The sequence below is a fragment of the Nucisporomicrobium flavum genome (genome assembly GCF_016464385.1).
Taxonomy (GTDB): Bacteria; Actinomycetota; Actinomycetes; order Mycobacteriales; family Micromonosporaceae; genus Actinoplanes; species Actinoplanes flavus_A.
Window position 1 is genome coordinate 39,941 of the sequence record NZ_JADMLH010000027.1, and the last position, 14,096, is coordinate 54,036.

The following is a 14,096-nucleotide window of genomic DNA, read 5'->3' on the forward strand; positions in this document are numbered from 1 at the left end:
GAGCGCTATGACGTGGTCGGCAGCTCGCAGCTGATCAAAACGCGTGTCCCCGCGCCGTGCGTCGTGTCGATGTGGAGCCCTCCGCAGATCTGCCGCGCCAGCCAGATCCCGTGCCCGCCGATGTGGCCGGCCTTGCGGCGCAGCGTCTCGTCCAGCCGCTCGGACGTGATGCCGGGCCCCTCGTCCTTCACCTGGCACCACAGGGCGGAACCTTCGCGCCACAGCTGGATCCGGCCGCGCCCGCCGCCGTGCCGGACGGCGTTCGTGGTGATCTCGTTGACCGCCAGGACGAAGTTGAAAACCGCCACCTCGTCGAGCCCGCCGGCCCGCGCGTGCCGGACCAGTTCCCGGCGGACGATGCCGAGAGAACGGCGGTCGAAAGGGAAAGTGAAAAGAAATCGGATACTTGTCGAGAGAGCGTTGTCGGTATCGTGAGAAAGGTTGCGCACGCGACCCCCCAAGGGCAGCTTCGCATCGTTGGCCGAGGACCCGGACCGCGCGAATCGTATCTGGCGCGCAGCGACCTGATGTCGCACATTCCGTCCGGGGTGCACCGTGGCCGGGAGGCCTATTCCTCCATCCGGACGCAGACGATGACGGTGTCGTCCTCGGTGGAATCGTCGTCGTTCATGGCGGCGAGAATCTGTTCGGCGATATCGGAGATCGGGCACCCGGCGAATGGCGTTGCGGCGCGCGCCAGCCGTTCGATGCCATTCTCGAGGGTGTCCCCCCGCCGTTCGACGATGCCGTCGGAATAGAGCACGATCAGCGAGCCGGGCGCCAGTGCCGACCGGCCCACCGGCCGCAGGGCCCGCGGCTGCGGGTGATGGACGCAGATCGCCGGGGCGGCCGCGTCGTCGAGGCGCCGCGGCGGCCGGCCGGGCGCGAGCACGAGCGGGGGCGGATGTCCCGCCGTGGCGTAGGTGAGCGTGTCCGTGCCCGGGTCGATGACGATGCAGGCGGCGGTGACCAGTTCGGTGCCGTTGGGACCGCGCGCACAGCTGCTGAGGGCGTCGAGGACCGCGCCTGGGCTGGCGGGTGTGTACGCGACCAACGCGGCGGTCGCGGCGCGCAGCCGTCCCATGGCGGCGGCCGAGTCCATGGTGTGGCCGGCGACGTCGCCGACGATGACGCCGATCCTGCCGTCCGGCCAGGTGTACGTGTCGTACCAGTCGCCACCGACATCGAGCAGAGCGCTGCCGGCGCGGTACCGCGCGGCGATGGCGAGCCGTGGGTGGGAGACGAGCCGGTCGGGCAGCAATGCGCGCTGCAGCCGGGCGGCAATGTGGTGCTGCTGCTCCCGCGCGCGAGTGGATGCCAGGACGAGCGCGACGCGGGCCCCGAGATCGGTCACGAACGCCGCGTCGTCGTCGCCGAACAGCGGCCGGTCCGGTTCCGTGATGCCCAGCATGAGGACGCCGCGCTGATCGCCGAGCGCGAGCGGCACCGCCAGATGGGAACGGGTGCCGAGCTTCTCGAGCAGGCCCGCGGCCTCCTCGTCGCGAGGGAGGCCGGTGCGCAACTCGGGCGTCACCTGACTTATCAGCTCCACGCCGCCGGTGGCGGAACGGTGCAGCGAGTACCGCTCATCCGGGCCGAGCCGGTGGTGGCGACGCAAGCGGCGCAGGACTTCCGCCTTCTCCCCGTCGTGATGGGTCAGTGCCAGCAGATGGGCCTCAGCGTACGGGGCTTCGAGCGTGGCGTAGTCGGCGATGCCCGGCACCAGCGAGTCGGTGAGCCGTTGCGCCTGGGCCGCTGTCGTCGTCTCCCGCTCGAGCGCGCTGAGCAGGTCGGCGGTGAGCTGGGCCCGTTGGCGCTGGACGCGTACCTTCTCCTCGGCGCGGGCCCGGGCCACCGCGGTCCAGGTGCGTTCCGCGGTATCCGCGATGATCGTCAATTCCTCGGGCGTCCACCGGCGCGGGCCGGCGTCGTGGACGGCGAGCGCTGCCACCGGCCGCCCGTCCCTCATCAGCGGCAGCAGAACGTAGGCGCCGACACCCAGCGCCGACGTCGCGGTCCGATGCGCGGGACTCAGGCGGGAGTCCCGCGAGACGTCGTCGACGACTTCCGGACGGCCCGCCCGGAAGTCGTCCATGACCGTCACGCCGTGGTCGTCGAGGCGGTGCCGTCCCCGGACGCTGGGCACCCCGGGATGATAGTCCGCCAGCACGGTCACGCAGGCGCCGTCGTCGTCGACCTCGGCGTAGTGCACGCGGGCGGCGCTCAGGTGCTCGCCGAGGATGCGGGCCGACTCCACCTGGACCTGCACCGGATCCGCCAGGCTCCGCAGCGTGTCGGACAGCAGCGCACGGTAGGCGTCCGCGGCCGCCGACGCGCGCAGGGCCAGATCGGCCTCCTTGCGGGCGGTGACGTCGGCGCTCGTACCCAGGTGGCCGAGGAAGGTGCCGTCCGAGCCATAGCGCGGCTGGCTCCACGACTCGAGCCAGCGCCACCTGCCGTCGGCCCCGCGTACGCGGACCTCGCCGTGGAACGGGCGGCGTTCGGCGACAGCGGTGAGGAAGCCCTCCGTGTACCGGGTGTCGTCCGGATGCGGCAACAGCTGCCACCGGTCGTCGCGCATGGACTCCCGGGTGACCCCGAAGAATTCGCAGTACGTGGTGTTGACCCAGGTCAGGGCGCCGTGCACGTCGTGCTGCCAGACGAGCAGCGGCAGGTGGTCGGTCATGTCCCGGAAACGCTGCTCGCTCTCGCGCAACGACTCCTGCGCCAGGTGCCGCGCGGTCTGGTCCTTGAACACGATCGAGAAGTGCCCGTACGGCTCCATCGGCGTGGCGAACACCTCGAACCAGCGCCCCATGGCCGCCGACTCCTGCTCGAAGCGCAGGGTCTGGCGGCCCAGCCCGACGCGGGCGTACGTGTCGATCCAGACCTTCTCCAGGTCCGGCACCAGGTCGAGAGCCGTCCTGCCCACCGGCGAGCGCAGGCCGGTCATCTCCTCGAACAGCGCGTTGATCTCCAGGAAGCGGTAGTCGACCGGGTTCCCGTCGTCGTCCACCACCATCTCGCACAGGCAGAAACCCTCGTCCATGGCGTCGAAGAGGTCGCGCATCCACCGTTCCCGGCGCCGAGCCGCCGCCCGTGCGGCGACCGCCGCCGACACGTCGCTGGAGACGCCCACGATGCCGACGAGCTCCCCGTCCGCCATGAGCGGGCCGTTGACGACCGCGGCGATGAACGTGGTGCCGTCCCTGCGGCGCACCTCGAACTCTCCGCGCCACCGTTCGCCCCGGGCCAGGGCCTTCATGATCTCCTGCGCCTCGAGCGCCGTCGCGCTCGAGACCGTGACCTCCGTGATGGGGCGGTTCAGAACCTCGGCAGCCGTCCAGCCGTACAGGCGCTCGGCGTACGCGCTCCAGTGGATGATGAGGCCGTCGAGGTCCGTGACGATGACGGCATGTTCCACCGCGTCCAGCAGCAGGGCCGCGGACCGGGCCCACTGCTCACGGCGCGGCATCGGCAGAGGTGAGGATGTCGTAGACGCCGAGCATGCTCAGGACGCTGCGGACCGGTTCGCTGACGTTGAAGACCACGAACGTGGCCTCCCGCCGCCGGGCTGCCCGGTGGGCCCGCAGCAGCGCCGTCACGCCGTTCGAGTCGACGAAGCGCAGCGCCGCCAGATCCACCAGCAGACGGGTGACCCCCGGCTCGTCCAGCGCCTCCGTGAGCGCGCGGACGAAGCGGTCGCCGGTCGTCATGTCGATGTCGCCGGCGACGGCCAGGGTAACCACACCGCCGCCGCAGCCCTGGCGCTCGACGGTCAGCTGCGTCGGCGGGACTCGGTCAGCCGGGTCCATCAAAACTCCTCCCCACGGGCATTCGCCGTGCCGCACGCCTCTCCTGCGCCGCTTCGACACATTTCACAGCAGGATCCATCGCCGTCGTTCGCACTCCCGGTGCGACACGGCCGCGCGCCTTCGTATTGCGATGCAGGTGAGCTCATGGTGGAAGAGCCAGGCCCTCGCCGCGGCGGTCTGGCCCGAGGCTCTCTGGGGTGATCGGCCGGTGGTGGTGACTCGATGCTCCGCATGCCCGGTGGCGGCTCGGCCGGTGGACGGGTGAGCCCGTCGGCCGGCGCCGCCGGGCACGCCGCGCTGTTCTACGCCGACCTCGACGAGTACGTCGCCGGAACGCTCGCCTTCCTCCGCGCCGGGCTGACGGCCGGCGCGCGGGTGGCAGTGGCCGTACCACCGCCCCGTCTCGAATGTGTCCGCGACGCGCTCGGTCCTGCCGGGCGGGACGTGCGGTTCATCGACATGGCCGAGGCCGGCCGCAACCCCGGCCGGATCATCCCGTCGGTGCTCTGCGCCGTCGCCGACGCCGGTCCCGCGGGCCCGGTCCGCATCGTCGCCGAGTCCACCTGGACGGGACGCAGCACAGCTGAGTACCCCGCCTGCGTCCAGCACGAGGCGCTCGTGGACCGTGCCCTCAGCGGCCGGTCGGTGAGCGTCCTGTGCCCGTACGACGCCACACGCCTGCCACACGCCGCCCTGGCGGACGCGTGGCTGACCCACCCGACGGTCATGAACGGCCGGCATCCGCGCCGCAACGATCGATACGCGCCCGGCGTGGCCCTGCTCGCGATGAACCTCGAGCTCGCTGTGCCGCAGACCGCGGTCACCGTCGCCTTCGACGGGGACACGTTCCACGGGCTGCGCCGCATCGTGGTGGAACGGGCACGCTCCGGCGGGACGCCGCCGGACCGCCTGAACGACGTCGCGGTCGCCGTGAGCGAGCTGGCCACCAACGCGGTCGTGCACGGCGGCGGTGCCGGGCTGCTGCGGTCGTGGACCGACGACCGGCACTTCATCTGCGAGGTGGTGAGCACGGGCCGGATCGCGGACGTCCTCGCCGGGCGCCGGCCGGTGCCGCCGACCGAGGTGAGTGGCCGCGGCATCCTGCTCGTCAACATGGTCGCCGACCTCGTCCGGATGCACGTCGGCGACGGCGGCACCACCGTCCGGTTCTACATTCTGCTGTCCGCGCTCCGCTGACAACCCACAGCCGTTTGTCAGCGTGTGCACAGTCGCGCGGATTAGCGTCGGCGGCATGGACGAGAACAGGGCCCGCCGGGTGGTCGAGACGCTCCGCGCTCGCAACGTCTTCGCGCACGTGAAGCTGCCGCACGCCGGCATCACGCAGTACGGCATCCGCGTCGTCCTGCCCGACGGCCGCGAGGCGATCTGGGACAACGACGGGACCGCGGGACTCGAGGCGCAGATCATGCGCAACGGGGTGCTCGTCGGCTTCGTCCCGTCGATCCCCGGCTCCGAGAACTTCACCGACGAGCAGCTCATCGACGCCGTCGCCGCCGCGGACTACGACCAGCCCATCGGCCGGTCCCGTCCCACCCGTACGGCGCGGCCCGAGCCGGTGCCCGCGGCCCCGCGCCCGGCCGGCCTGGCCGAGCGGCTACGCCGGACCTTCCGCGACTGACTCCTCGGGCAGCGCGATCCGCAGCGACACCGCGCCGCGCACGTCGAGCCAGGCCCGCCCCGGCGCGCGGACCAGCCGCAGGACCACATCCTCGCAGCCCGGGCAGCGGGCCACCAGGCCGGGCGCCGGCCCCCACACCAGCAGGGCGGCCACGGCGCTCGGCCGCCCGCACCCCGCGCAGGTCGCCACCGCCTCGGTCAGGTCGACCGCGAAGATCTCCCGCAGGTCGCCGGCCATCGCGTTGCCGTCGAGCTCGAAACCGGTGGTCATGCCGTACCCCCGAATCGCTCGGTCCTGATCCTGGACGCGTCGTGGCCCAGCGCGACGAGGATGTCCGCCGTCGCCTCCACGAACGAGGTGGGCCCGCAGACGAAGACGTCGGGCGCGAAGTCCGGCGGCCAGCCGTGCGTGTTCAGCGTCGCGACGCCGATCCGGCCCGGCGGCTCCAGCCAGTCGTCCGGCGTCTTGCGGGTGTAGGCGAGGTGCACGTCGAGACCGGGGTCGTCGCGGACCCGCCGGGCCAGCTCGGTCGCGTAGAGCGTGTCCTGCGGGGCGCGGACCGAGTAGATCAACCGGAACGGCTGGCGCCCGCGGGCGTCGCCGCGCGCCCGGATCATCGCCATCAGCGGGACGACGCCCGAGCCGCCCGCCACCAGCAGCACCGGAGCCGGCGCGCCGCGCCAGACGAACCAGCCGCCGACCGGGCCGCGCAGCTCGAGCTGCTGACCGGGCTCCAGCACGTCCGTCAGGTACGACGACACCTCGCCGTCAGCGACCCGCTGGATCGTCAGCTCGACCGTGCCGCCGTCACGCCATGCGGACGCGATGGAGTAGCTGCGCTGGGCCGAATACCCGTCGGGCGCGGTCAACCGGACGTCGATGTGCTGGCCCGGCAGGTGACCGGGCCACTGCGGGACGTCGAGGACCAGTGTGCGTGCTGACGGCGTCTCCCACCGGGCCTCGGTCACGGTGGCGGCCCGCCAGCTCAGTCGCCCTGGTACCGCTGCTCGCGCCATGGGTCCCCGTACATGTGGTAGCCGGCCTCTTCCCAGAAGCCGGGCTCGTCCTGCTGGAGCATTTCGATGCCGTTGACCCACTTCGCGGACTTCCAGAAGTACAGCGCGGGGACGACGAGGCGGGCCGGGCCGCCGTGTTCCGGGTGCAGCGGCTCACCGTCGAACGTGTGCGCGATCCACGCCTTGCCGTCGAGCAGGTCCTCCAGCGGTACGTTCGTGGTGTAGCCGCCGTAGCTGTGCACCATCGTGAAGTCGGCCGTGCTCTCCACGTTCTCGAAGAGCGTGTCCAGCGAGACGCCGCGCCACGTCGTGCCCAGCTTGGACCACTTCGTCACGCAGTGGATGTCGACCGTGAAGTCCTCCTGCGGCAGGGCGTTCAGCTCGTCCCACGACCAGCTCGTCCTCGCGCCGGTCTCGTCGGTGATGGTGAACGACCACCGCTCGAGCGGGATCCGCGGCGTCGGCCCCGCCGAGAGCACCGGGAAGTCGTGTGTGAGGTACTGCCCGGGCGGCAGGTCCGGGGCCGAGGAGCGCCGCCGCCCGCCGAAGCCGGGAGAGATGATGCTCATGCCGAGCAGTAAACCCCAAGATCACACGACGCGACAGGGTCACCCCACGCCGAACGTGGCACCCGAGCCGGTCAGGAGCCGGTCCTGGTCGTCGTACGCGGCCAGCTTGGTCAGCTTTGTCCCGGACTTGACCTTGGCGGGGTCGAACCAGAACACGACGATCGACGGATCCTCACTCCACACCGCCGTCCGCGCCTGCACCCGGCGGCCGTCCGCCGTCACGGTGATCTTCGCCGCGTCCGCACCGGCGTAGTAGCCGAAGGCCGGCGTGGGAACACCGTTCACCTCCATCGGACCCTCCGGCGAGTGGAACCCGGGCGCGCGGTCGGAGCCCTGCGTCTCGTTGATCAGGATGTCGCTGACCAGGCCGCCGTTCGCCGTACGCCGGCCCAGCACCAGGCCGAACGTCACCCCCGGCAGCGCCTCGTCCTCCAGCGGCTTCACCCAGAGCACCTGCTCACCCTCGGGCGTACGCAGCCCGGTCTCGATGACGTCGCCGAGCACGTCGCCGGCGGGCGAGGCGGCCACCTGGTTCGGTGAACCCGCGGCGGCCACCGAGCCCGAGCCGGACCCGTCGTGCCCGAGCCGGGCCACCTGCGCACCGCCCACGAGCAGGGCCAGGACGGCGACGCCCGCGGTGGCGCCCACGGCGAACCGGCGACGGCGGCGCAACCGGCCGCCCTGCGCCAGGACGGCGTCGAGATCGAGGGGGCGCGGCTCGAAGTCCGGCGTCGAGTGCATGGCGTCCTTCAGGTCCTCGAGGTCGTTCATCGGATGGCTCCGCTCTCCATGCTGTGCCGGGGCGAGGGGATCGAGACCCGCAGCTTCGCGAGCGCCCGGGAGTTGAGGCTCTTCACCGTGCCGAGCGAGAGGTTGAGCTCGCGGGCCACGTCCACCTCGGTGATGTCGAAGAAGTGCCGCATCACGACGACCGCGCGCTCGCGGGGCGACAGCGCCTTCAGCGCGCCGATCAGCCACCGGCGGCGGGTCACGTCGTCGGCCACGTCGCGGGCGACGGGCTGCTCGGGCAGCTGCTCGGTCGCGTACTCGCGCATCGGGCGGCGCCACTGGTCGGTCAGCAGGTTGGCCAGGACGGTACGGGTGTACGCGTACGGGTCCTTGCGGCGTACCCGGCCCCAGGAGGCGTACACGCGCACGAGAGCCGCCTGGGCCGCCTCCTCCGCCTGGTGCCGGTCACCGGTCAGCAGGTATGCGGCACGCTGCAGCCGCGCCGAGTTCGCACGCGCGAACTCGACGAACTCTTCGTCGCTTCGTCGGCCTGATCTCACGGCGTCAACGACGAGCGGGAGGCGGAAAAGGTTGCAGCAACCTTCCGCGTTCCCCAGCCGTCTCGTTCTGCGGTCCGTACCATCCGCCCATCCTGCAGGAGCGCAGCCCATGAATCTCTCCCGGAACCGCTGGATCCTCGCCGCCGGGGTGACCGGCGTGGCCGTCGCGGTGGCGATCGCCGGCGCCGTCGCCGCCAACGCGGCCCAGGATCCCGCTGGTGTCACGGCGTCGCAGGCCCCCGGCCGCCCGTCCACGACGCAGGCGCCCCCGCCCGCCCCGAAGTCGATCGGTGAGGTCGTCGACACCGGGATCGCGGCGAAGCAGGGCACCTGGGTGCTGAGCTTCGTACCGGTCAAGGACATCCCCGGCACGTCCTTCGGGGTCATGGCCGGCCGCCGGCAGGCGAGCGGCGCGGTCACCGCCGACATCATGACGAACGAGACCACCGGCTCCGACCGCGCGCCCGGCTTCCACGCCGTCGAGGGTCACATGGAGGTCAACGGCGAGCCGTCGCCCACCTTCGGCTACTACGTCGGCCCGGTCGAGAAGATCACCGGGCGGGCCGGCGGTCGTACGGTCACCGCCTCCACCGCGGCGTGGAGCGAGGACGCCACGGTGAAGGCGTTCTGGTTCGCCCCTGACGCCGGCTCGGTCTCCGGGCTCAAGGCGTTCGACGCGGCCGGCAAGGCGCTGCCGGACGGCAACTCCGGCGTGGCCGTCGGCTAACCCCACACCTCGCGGACCCGCTCGGCCGCGTCCGCCGCCTGCTCCCGGCCCGCCCGCGCGGCCGGGGCCCGGCGCGACGGGTCGAGCGGGTTGCGCCCGATCGCGGTCAGCGCTGCGTCGCTCGGGCTGACCACGGCGGACCGTACGCCGGGCCCGAGCGCCCGTGCCTGCGCCGCCGGACGGTCGGCGCGCCGGGCGGCGGCGACCAGCGGCGCGACCACGACGACCCGGTCGTACCCCCGGGCCAGGTCGACGTTCGCCACCGACCGGACGCCGCCGTCCACGTAACGCCGGCCCGCCACCGTCATCGGTGGCCACACCAGCGGCACCGCGCAACTGGCGGCGACCGCGTCGATGAGCGACACCCCGCTCCGCGCGTCGAAGACGGCCACCTCGCCCGTCACCGCCTCCACCGCCGGCACCAGCAGCCGGGCCGCGGGCCACTCGTCGCGGCGTACGCGGGATGCGATGGCCCTGCGCCGCTCCGACTCCGGCACCGTACGGGCCTTGAGCGCGGCCCGTCCCAGCCGCGCCCGGCCCCTCGCGCGGCCACCCGGCCAGAGCGCGGCCAGCACGAAGCCGAGCAGCACCCGGGAACCGATGGTCGCGTTCGGATCGCCGCTGGTGTCGGCGAGCTCGTGCTCGTACAGCTCGGCGACACCGGTGCCACCGGTGAGCTGGGCGGCGACGACCGACCCGGCGGACGTGCCGACGAACAGGTCCGCGGTGGTGAGGTCGAGACCCCGCTCGGCGAGGCCGTGCAGCAGGCCGATCTCCCAGGCGACCCCGGTGACGCCACCACCGCCCAGCACGAGTGCACGCTTCTCCATGTGCCCACTATCCCGCACCGGGGGTTTGCTGGTTTCGGCCAGCTATGTCTGTTTTCTTTGCGACGATGGCGGTTCGGGGCCGTGCGCCCGCGAGACCGCGCGCGCTCGGCCCAGCCGAGACCCGCAAAGGATTTGAGCATGCGCAACGAAGTGCACGACGACAACCCGGCCGTCCTCGACTCGGTGGTCGCACGCCGCAACCGTCGCCGCAAGCAAGCACTGGCCGGGGTGGCCGGCCTGGCCGTCCTGGGTGCCGGGGCGTTCGCCGTGACGTCGCAGGTGACCGCTGAGACGCGGTCCCACGACACTGCCGCGGAGGCGCCGCTGCCGGCCGCGACCTCCTCGTCGAGCGCCGCCGACGCCACCTCCGGGCCGGCCTCGCCGGCCGCCGCCGGGCCGGCCTCGCCGGCCGCCGCCGGGTCGGCCCCGGCCGCCGCGGCGAAGCCGAAGACCACGCAGGAACAGATCGAGGCGGTCAAGGGCACGGCCGCGAAGAACACTGCCCAGCGCATCCGGCGGCCCCTGGCGGCGGCGGTGGACGCGGTCGCGGACGAGGACCTCACCGTCACGACGATCGGCTCGCTGAAGGACGACAAGGCCACGATCAAGGTGGTGTCCGCGCGGCTCGACCTGACCGGGCAGCGTGAGCTCGGCTGGGTCGCCGGCAAGGGGGAGAAGGCCGGAAGCGCGAGCTGCACCCAGAAGATCCGGGTCAGCCCGGACTTGCCGGCGCGGCTGCGCCCGACGCTGCTGCTCTGCTGGCGGACCAGCGCGAGCAGGAGCGTCTACACCGTCGCCGTGAACCTGACGGGCAAGCCGTCCGTCAAGGCGAGTGTCGCCCAGATCGACAAGGCGTGGTCGGCGCTCTCCTGATCCTCCGTACGCGATCGGCCGGCACCGGGAACGGGGCCGGCCGATTCGTTCGGCCGGCGTCCGCCTCCGGGCCGAACGGGCGGTGGCCCGGAGCGGATGCTCCGGGCCACCGTTTCGTGCTCTGCGCTGTCATGAGGGTCAGATGAGGCTGTACCGGCCTATCAGTACGGCGCGACGGTGAAGGTCGAACCGCTGGAGATGATCGACGTGGCGTTGGCACCCAGCGTCGCGCCCGGCTCGGCGTCGGTGACCACCGCGACGGTGTAGGTCCCGTTGGCCGGGTCGCTCGTGTTGGCAGTGCCGCTCGCGGTGATCGTGTTCTGCAGGTCCAGCTGGCAGATGATCTCCGTGTCGCTGATGACCGTGACGCCGGTGCACTGGGTGACGGGCGGGTTGAGGTACGTGCCCGAACCCACGGTGGCCTCGGCCGGGTCGTACGCATCGTTCACGAGGAACACGTGCGTGTCGTTGTCCAGCGGGGTGTCGCTGAACGTCAGGCTCGAGAAGCCGGCCCCGAGGATGTCGAGATAGGGCTGCGTACCCTTCGGCGCGGTGTTCGGCGCGACCGTGATGCCGTACGTGTAGGTGTACGGCGTGCCCGTGGCGACCTTCGTGCCTGCAGCGGTGGTGACGCTCACGTTCGCGGTGCCCGGCGCGTGCGCCGAGGTGTAACCGGTGAGCGTGTTGCCGTCGATCACGCGGACCCGGGTCAGCGGGCTGCCGCCCACGGACGCGGTGACGACCGCGTCGGCGGCGGTCGGGAAGCCGGAACCGGTGATGGTCACCAGGCTGCCACCCTGCGCCGGACCCTGCGCCGGGGTGATCGTCGCGTCGACCGTGAGAGCCGGGGCGACCGTATAGCTGGCCGGCACGGCCAGCAGGGCGGCGGTCGGGCCGGTGCCGCTGTAGATGCAGACGTTGAAGGAGGCCGTGGTCTCGCCACCGCCGAGCGCCACGCCGGCCGGGACCAGGATCGCGACCTTGGTGTCAGTGATCTTGTTGACGGTCGCCGACGAGACGATCGTGCCCGACTGCGGGTACGTCGCCGGGCAGGTGTCCCGGGTGAACGTCACCTTCGGCTGGGCGACGCCGCTCAGGAAGGCGTTGGTGGACGACACCGTGATGGTGTTCGTGCCGGCGCTCGGGCCGACCGCCGGGCTCAGCGTGACCGAGGGCAGTGCGCTGTACGTGCCGGTGCCGATCAGGGTGCTGGTGCCGGCGGTGCCGTTGTAGAGGCACACGTTGTAGTTGTTCGGCGCCGTCAGGCCGGTCGGGGCGGTGATGGTGGCCGTAGCGGCGGTCGCGCCCTTCGTCGCGGTGGCGACGATGTTGGCACCGGTGGTCGTGTACGTCGTCGGGCAGGCCCCCGTGGAGAACGTGGCGCCCACGGAGGTCGCCGTGCCGATGAACGTGTTGCCGGCCGGCGAGCCGGTGGCGGTGATGGTGGTGGCGGTTCCGCCGGGGCCCGCGGACGGGCTGAGCGTCGGCGAGGCCAGCGCAACGGTGTACGTGTTGCTCGAGTGGCCGATCACGGTGCCCGTGGTGGAGGTGGTCGCCGCGTTGTAGAGGCACAGCTTGTAGGCGCCGATGGGCAGGGCGGGCGCGATGAAGCTGCCGTCGTTGTCGTTGCCCACGCGGGTCACCGCGACGGCGACGTTGGTGGTGGTGTTCGAGGTGCCCGGGGCGGCCGCACACGAGCCGCCGCTCGGGGTCAGGCGACCGCTGTAGGTCGCGGAGCCGGTGAAGACGCCCGTGCCGCTGAAGGTCACGGTGTTGCCGCCGCCGGTAGGTCCGGTGGTCGGGCTGAGCACCACCGCGACGTCGGCCGCGAACGCGGGCGTGGCGGTCGCGAGCACGGCGGCCGCGATCACCCCGGTGGCGATCCCGGCTCGGGCGAGCCGCGATCGTGTGGACGTGGACTTGGGCATGCGAGGTCCTCCTACGGTCAACAGTGACCGCGTCGGTTGGGTGGGTGGGCCCGCGCGTGAGAACCAGTGCCGGGCCGTCTCAGCAGGGAGCGTAACTTGACGTATGCGGGGGATTGCGCAGAGTGACAAAGTTCAGTGGAATTGCACCCTACGTGCCGAACAGGGCCGCGTAGCGCGCCGCTGAGCGGGGGTTCTTGCGGCATGCGTCGTCCGTGCGGAACAGGCTGGACTGGACGCCGCCCTCGCCGCAGTCGGAGAAGTACGCCTCGTACGCCAGGTGGGCCGCGTGGGCCGCGAACCAGTCGTGCATCCATTGGACGTAGTCGGGGTTCTCGCGGCCGGCGTCCGCAGTGGGCACCACGCCCCACTCGCCGACCGCGAACGGCTTGCCGTGGGCCCGGGCGAACTCGTACAGCCAGGTCAGGCCCTCCGGGCGGGCTGCCGTACGGTCGAATGCGGCCTTCGACGGCGACCACGGGTAGTGGTCGTAGTTGTCGATCCCGATGATGTCGACGTAGTCGTCGCCGGGGTAGCAGTTGGTGCTCACCCCGCCGCACACGCCCGCCGGTGTGTTGTGCGCGTTGATCGTCCAGTCCAGCAGCACGTCGGGGTTCGTGGCCCGGATGTTGTCCGCGGCCCGCCGGTAGCAGGCGAGCCAGGTCCGCGGGTCGTCGGCGCGCCAGGACGACGTCTGCTCGTTGAACTCCCAGCCGAGGCGGACCACCGAGTCGCCCCGGTAGTGGCGGCGCATCAGCGTGCCGAACGCTCGCCACTGCTCGTCGTGGTCGCCGGCGGCGCAGGACGCGAGGTCGTCCTTCGCGCCGTCGGGCACCAGGCCCTGGGAGACGACGAGCACGCCGTCGAAGTCCGAGAACAGGTCGAAGGTCCAGCCCGTACCGCTGGTCATGGTCTCCCACGAGCTGCGGTCGGTGTAGGTCTGCGCCACCCGGCAGGGGCGCCCGCGCGCCGTGCAGAAGGCCCGGACCGCGGCGGTGTCCAGGACCGGATCGCCGTTGACGCCGGAGAGGCCGTCCGCCCCCGGCCAGGCACCGTTCGCGCGATGCAGGGCGAGCTGCTGCCGGGCCGATCGGGGATCCGCTTTTCCGACGGTACGGGCAGCCGTCGGCGACGACGATGCCCGAGGCGATGCGGTGGCCGGCGGCGGACCTGAGGCGCTGACGGACGGGGCGGGGGTGGGCGGCCCCTCGAGGGCGGTGTCCTCCGGGGTCGTGGTGGCGACGCCGACGCCGAGCCCCGACAGCACCGCGATCACGGTCAAGCCGGCCAGTGCCAGCGACCGGCGCCCGCGCGGTCGTCCCTCGGCCATGCGCGAACCCCCCGGACGTCTTTGCCCCCATTCTGACAACTTCGTACGGTTCCGGGGCCGGATTCGCGGCGAGGGTTGACCTC

Annotated in this window: 15 protein-coding genes; 4 read left to right on the top strand and 11 right to left on the bottom strand. The window is 72.2% G+C overall.

Annotated elements, in window-relative coordinates:
* Positions 1 to 5: 5 nt before the first annotated feature.
* The 3 genes from IT780_RS38160 to IT780_RS38170 are packed head-to-tail and all read right to left on the bottom strand — an operon-like array spanning position 6 to position 3,815.
* The gene (locus tag IT780_RS38160) at positions 6 to 536 is read right to left on the bottom strand and encodes an ATP-binding protein (protein WP_199516744.1); all 531 of its coding nucleotides are present in this window, start codon (positions 534 to 536) and stop codon (positions 6 to 8) included.
* Between the two features lie 32 nt (positions 537 to 568).
* Positions 569 to 3,475, bottom strand: a complete 2,907-nt coding sequence (locus IT780_RS38165) for a PAS domain S-box protein (protein ID WP_199516745.1) — start codon at positions 3,473 to 3,475, stop codon at positions 569 to 571.
* Positions 3,462 to 3,815: an STAS domain-containing protein gene (locus IT780_RS38170; protein ID WP_199516746.1), complete on the bottom strand. Its 354-nt coding sequence runs from the start codon at positions 3,813 to 3,815 to the stop codon at positions 3,462 to 3,464. Before IT780_RS38170 ends, IT780_RS38165 begins: the two co-directional genes overlap by 14 nt.
* A gap of 222 nt (positions 3,816 to 4,037) precedes the next feature.
* Between IT780_RS38170 and IT780_RS38175 the strand changes: the two genes are divergently transcribed.
* Entirely contained in the window at positions 4,038 to 5,012 is a 975-nt protein-coding gene (locus tag IT780_RS38175; RefSeq protein ID WP_199516747.1) for an anti-sigma factor RsbA family regulatory protein, read from the top strand.
* A 55-nt stretch (positions 5,013 to 5,067) separates the two neighbouring features.
* Positions 5,068 to 5,454: a hypothetical protein gene (locus tag IT780_RS38180; RefSeq protein WP_199516748.1), complete on the top strand. Its 387-nt coding sequence runs from the start codon at positions 5,068 to 5,070 to the stop codon at positions 5,452 to 5,454.
* Here IT780_RS38180 and IT780_RS38185 read toward each other — a convergent pair.
* From IT780_RS38185 to IT780_RS38205, 5 genes are read right to left on the bottom strand one after another with little or no spacing between them, the layout of a single operon-like run.
* Positions 5,431 to 5,724, bottom strand: a complete 294-nt coding sequence (locus IT780_RS38185) for a DUF6510 family protein (protein WP_199516749.1) — start codon at positions 5,722 to 5,724, stop codon at positions 5,431 to 5,433. The two genes, IT780_RS38180 and IT780_RS38185, sit on opposite strands and share 24 nt — an antisense overlap.
* On the bottom strand, positions 5,721 to 6,470 hold the full coding sequence (locus IT780_RS38190; protein WP_199516750.1) for a ferredoxin reductase: 750 nt from the start codon (positions 6,468 to 6,470) through the stop codon (positions 5,721 to 5,723). Before IT780_RS38190 ends, IT780_RS38185 begins: the two co-directional genes overlap by 4 nt.
* A complete protein-coding gene (locus IT780_RS38195) occupies positions 6,440 to 7,039 on the bottom strand; it encodes a sulfite oxidase-like oxidoreductase (RefSeq protein ID WP_199516751.1) in 600 nt (199 codons plus the stop codon). Before IT780_RS38195 ends, IT780_RS38190 begins: the two co-directional genes overlap by 31 nt.
* 39 nt (positions 7,040 to 7,078) lie before the next feature.
* Positions 7,079 to 7,810, bottom strand: coding sequence for a hypothetical protein (locus IT780_RS38200; protein WP_199516752.1), 732 nt, complete (start codon positions 7,808 to 7,810; stop codon positions 7,079 to 7,081).
* Complete coding sequence (locus IT780_RS38205; RefSeq protein ID WP_249612145.1) at positions 7,807 to 8,328, bottom strand: SigE family RNA polymerase sigma factor; 522 nt, start codon at positions 8,326 to 8,328, stop codon at positions 7,807 to 7,809. Before IT780_RS38205 ends, IT780_RS38200 begins: the two co-directional genes overlap by 4 nt.
* 109 nt (positions 8,329 to 8,437) lie before the next feature.
* Here IT780_RS38205 and IT780_RS38210 point away from each other — a divergent pair, with 109 nt between their 5' ends.
* The gene (locus IT780_RS38210) at positions 8,438 to 9,055 is read left to right on the top strand and encodes a hypothetical protein (RefSeq protein ID WP_199516754.1); all 618 of its coding nucleotides are present in this window, start codon (positions 8,438 to 8,440) and stop codon (positions 9,053 to 9,055) included.
* Here the strand turns inward: IT780_RS38210 and IT780_RS38215 are convergent.
* Positions 9,052 to 9,885: a patatin-like phospholipase family protein gene (locus IT780_RS38215; protein WP_199516755.1), complete on the bottom strand. Its 834-nt coding sequence runs from the start codon at positions 9,883 to 9,885 to the stop codon at positions 9,052 to 9,054. The genes IT780_RS38210 and IT780_RS38215 overlap by 4 nt on opposite strands.
* Before the next feature lie 138 nt (positions 9,886 to 10,023).
* Between IT780_RS38215 and IT780_RS38220 the strand changes: the two genes are divergently transcribed.
* On the top strand, positions 10,024 to 10,758 hold the full coding sequence (locus IT780_RS38220) for a hypothetical protein (RefSeq protein WP_199516756.1): 735 nt from the start codon (positions 10,024 to 10,026) through the stop codon (positions 10,756 to 10,758).
* Positions 10,759 to 10,919: 161 nt separating this feature from the next.
* Here IT780_RS38220 and IT780_RS38225 read toward each other — a convergent pair whose 3' ends face one another.
* A complete protein-coding gene (locus IT780_RS38225) occupies positions 10,920 to 12,686 on the bottom strand; it encodes an IPT/TIG domain-containing protein (protein ID WP_199516757.1) in 1,767 nt (588 codons plus the stop codon).
* 148 nt (positions 12,687 to 12,834) lie between these two features.
* Positions 12,835 to 14,013: a glycoside hydrolase family 26 protein gene (locus tag IT780_RS38230; RefSeq protein WP_199516758.1), complete on the bottom strand. Its 1,179-nt coding sequence runs from the start codon at positions 14,011 to 14,013 to the stop codon at positions 12,835 to 12,837.
* Positions 14,014 to 14,096 lie beyond the last annotated feature (83 nt).

Bases quoted from the DNA above. Each gene is read 5' to 3' on its own strand.
- IT780_RS38165 (WP_199516745.1), bottom strand. From the start codon at position 3,475: ATGCCGCGCCGTGAGCAGTGGGCCCGGTCCGCGGCCCTGCTGCTGGAC.
- IT780_RS38170 (WP_199516746.1), bottom strand. From the start codon at position 3,815: ATGGACCCGGCTGACCGAGTCCCGCCGACGCAGCTGACCGTCGAGCGC.
- IT780_RS38175 (WP_199516747.1), top strand. From the start codon at position 4,038: ATGCTCCGCATGCCCGGTGGCGGCTCGGCCGGTGGACGGGTGAGCCCG.
- IT780_RS38180 (WP_199516748.1), top strand. From the start codon at position 5,068: ATGGACGAGAACAGGGCCCGCCGGGTGGTCGAGACGCTCCGCGCTCGC.
- IT780_RS38185 (WP_199516749.1), bottom strand. From the start codon at position 5,724: ATGACCACCGGTTTCGAGCTCGACGGCAACGCGATGGCCGGCGACCTG.
- IT780_RS38190 (WP_199516750.1), bottom strand. From the start codon at position 6,470: ATGGCGCGAGCAGCGGTACCAGGGCGACTGAGCTGGCGGGCCGCCACC.
- IT780_RS38195 (WP_199516751.1), bottom strand. From the start codon at position 7,039: ATGAGCATCATCTCTCCCGGCTTCGGCGGGCGGCGGCGCTCCTCGGCC.
- IT780_RS38200 (WP_199516752.1), bottom strand. From the start codon at position 7,810: ATGAACGACCTCGAGGACCTGAAGGACGCCATGCACTCGACGCCGGAC.
- IT780_RS38210 (WP_199516754.1), top strand. From the start codon at position 8,438: ATGAATCTCTCCCGGAACCGCTGGATCCTCGCCGCCGGGGTGACCGGC.
- IT780_RS38215 (WP_199516755.1), bottom strand. From the start codon at position 9,885: ATGGAGAAGCGTGCACTCGTGCTGGGCGGTGGTGGCGTCACCGGGGTC.
- IT780_RS38220 (WP_199516756.1), top strand. From the start codon at position 10,024: ATGCGCAACGAAGTGCACGACGACAACCCGGCCGTCCTCGACTCGGTG.
- IT780_RS38225 (WP_199516757.1), bottom strand. From the start codon at position 12,686: ATGCCCAAGTCCACGTCCACACGATCGCGGCTCGCCCGAGCCGGGATC.
- IT780_RS38230 (WP_199516758.1), bottom strand. From the start codon at position 14,013: ATGGCCGAGGGACGACCGCGCGGGCGCCGGTCGCTGGCACTGGCCGGC.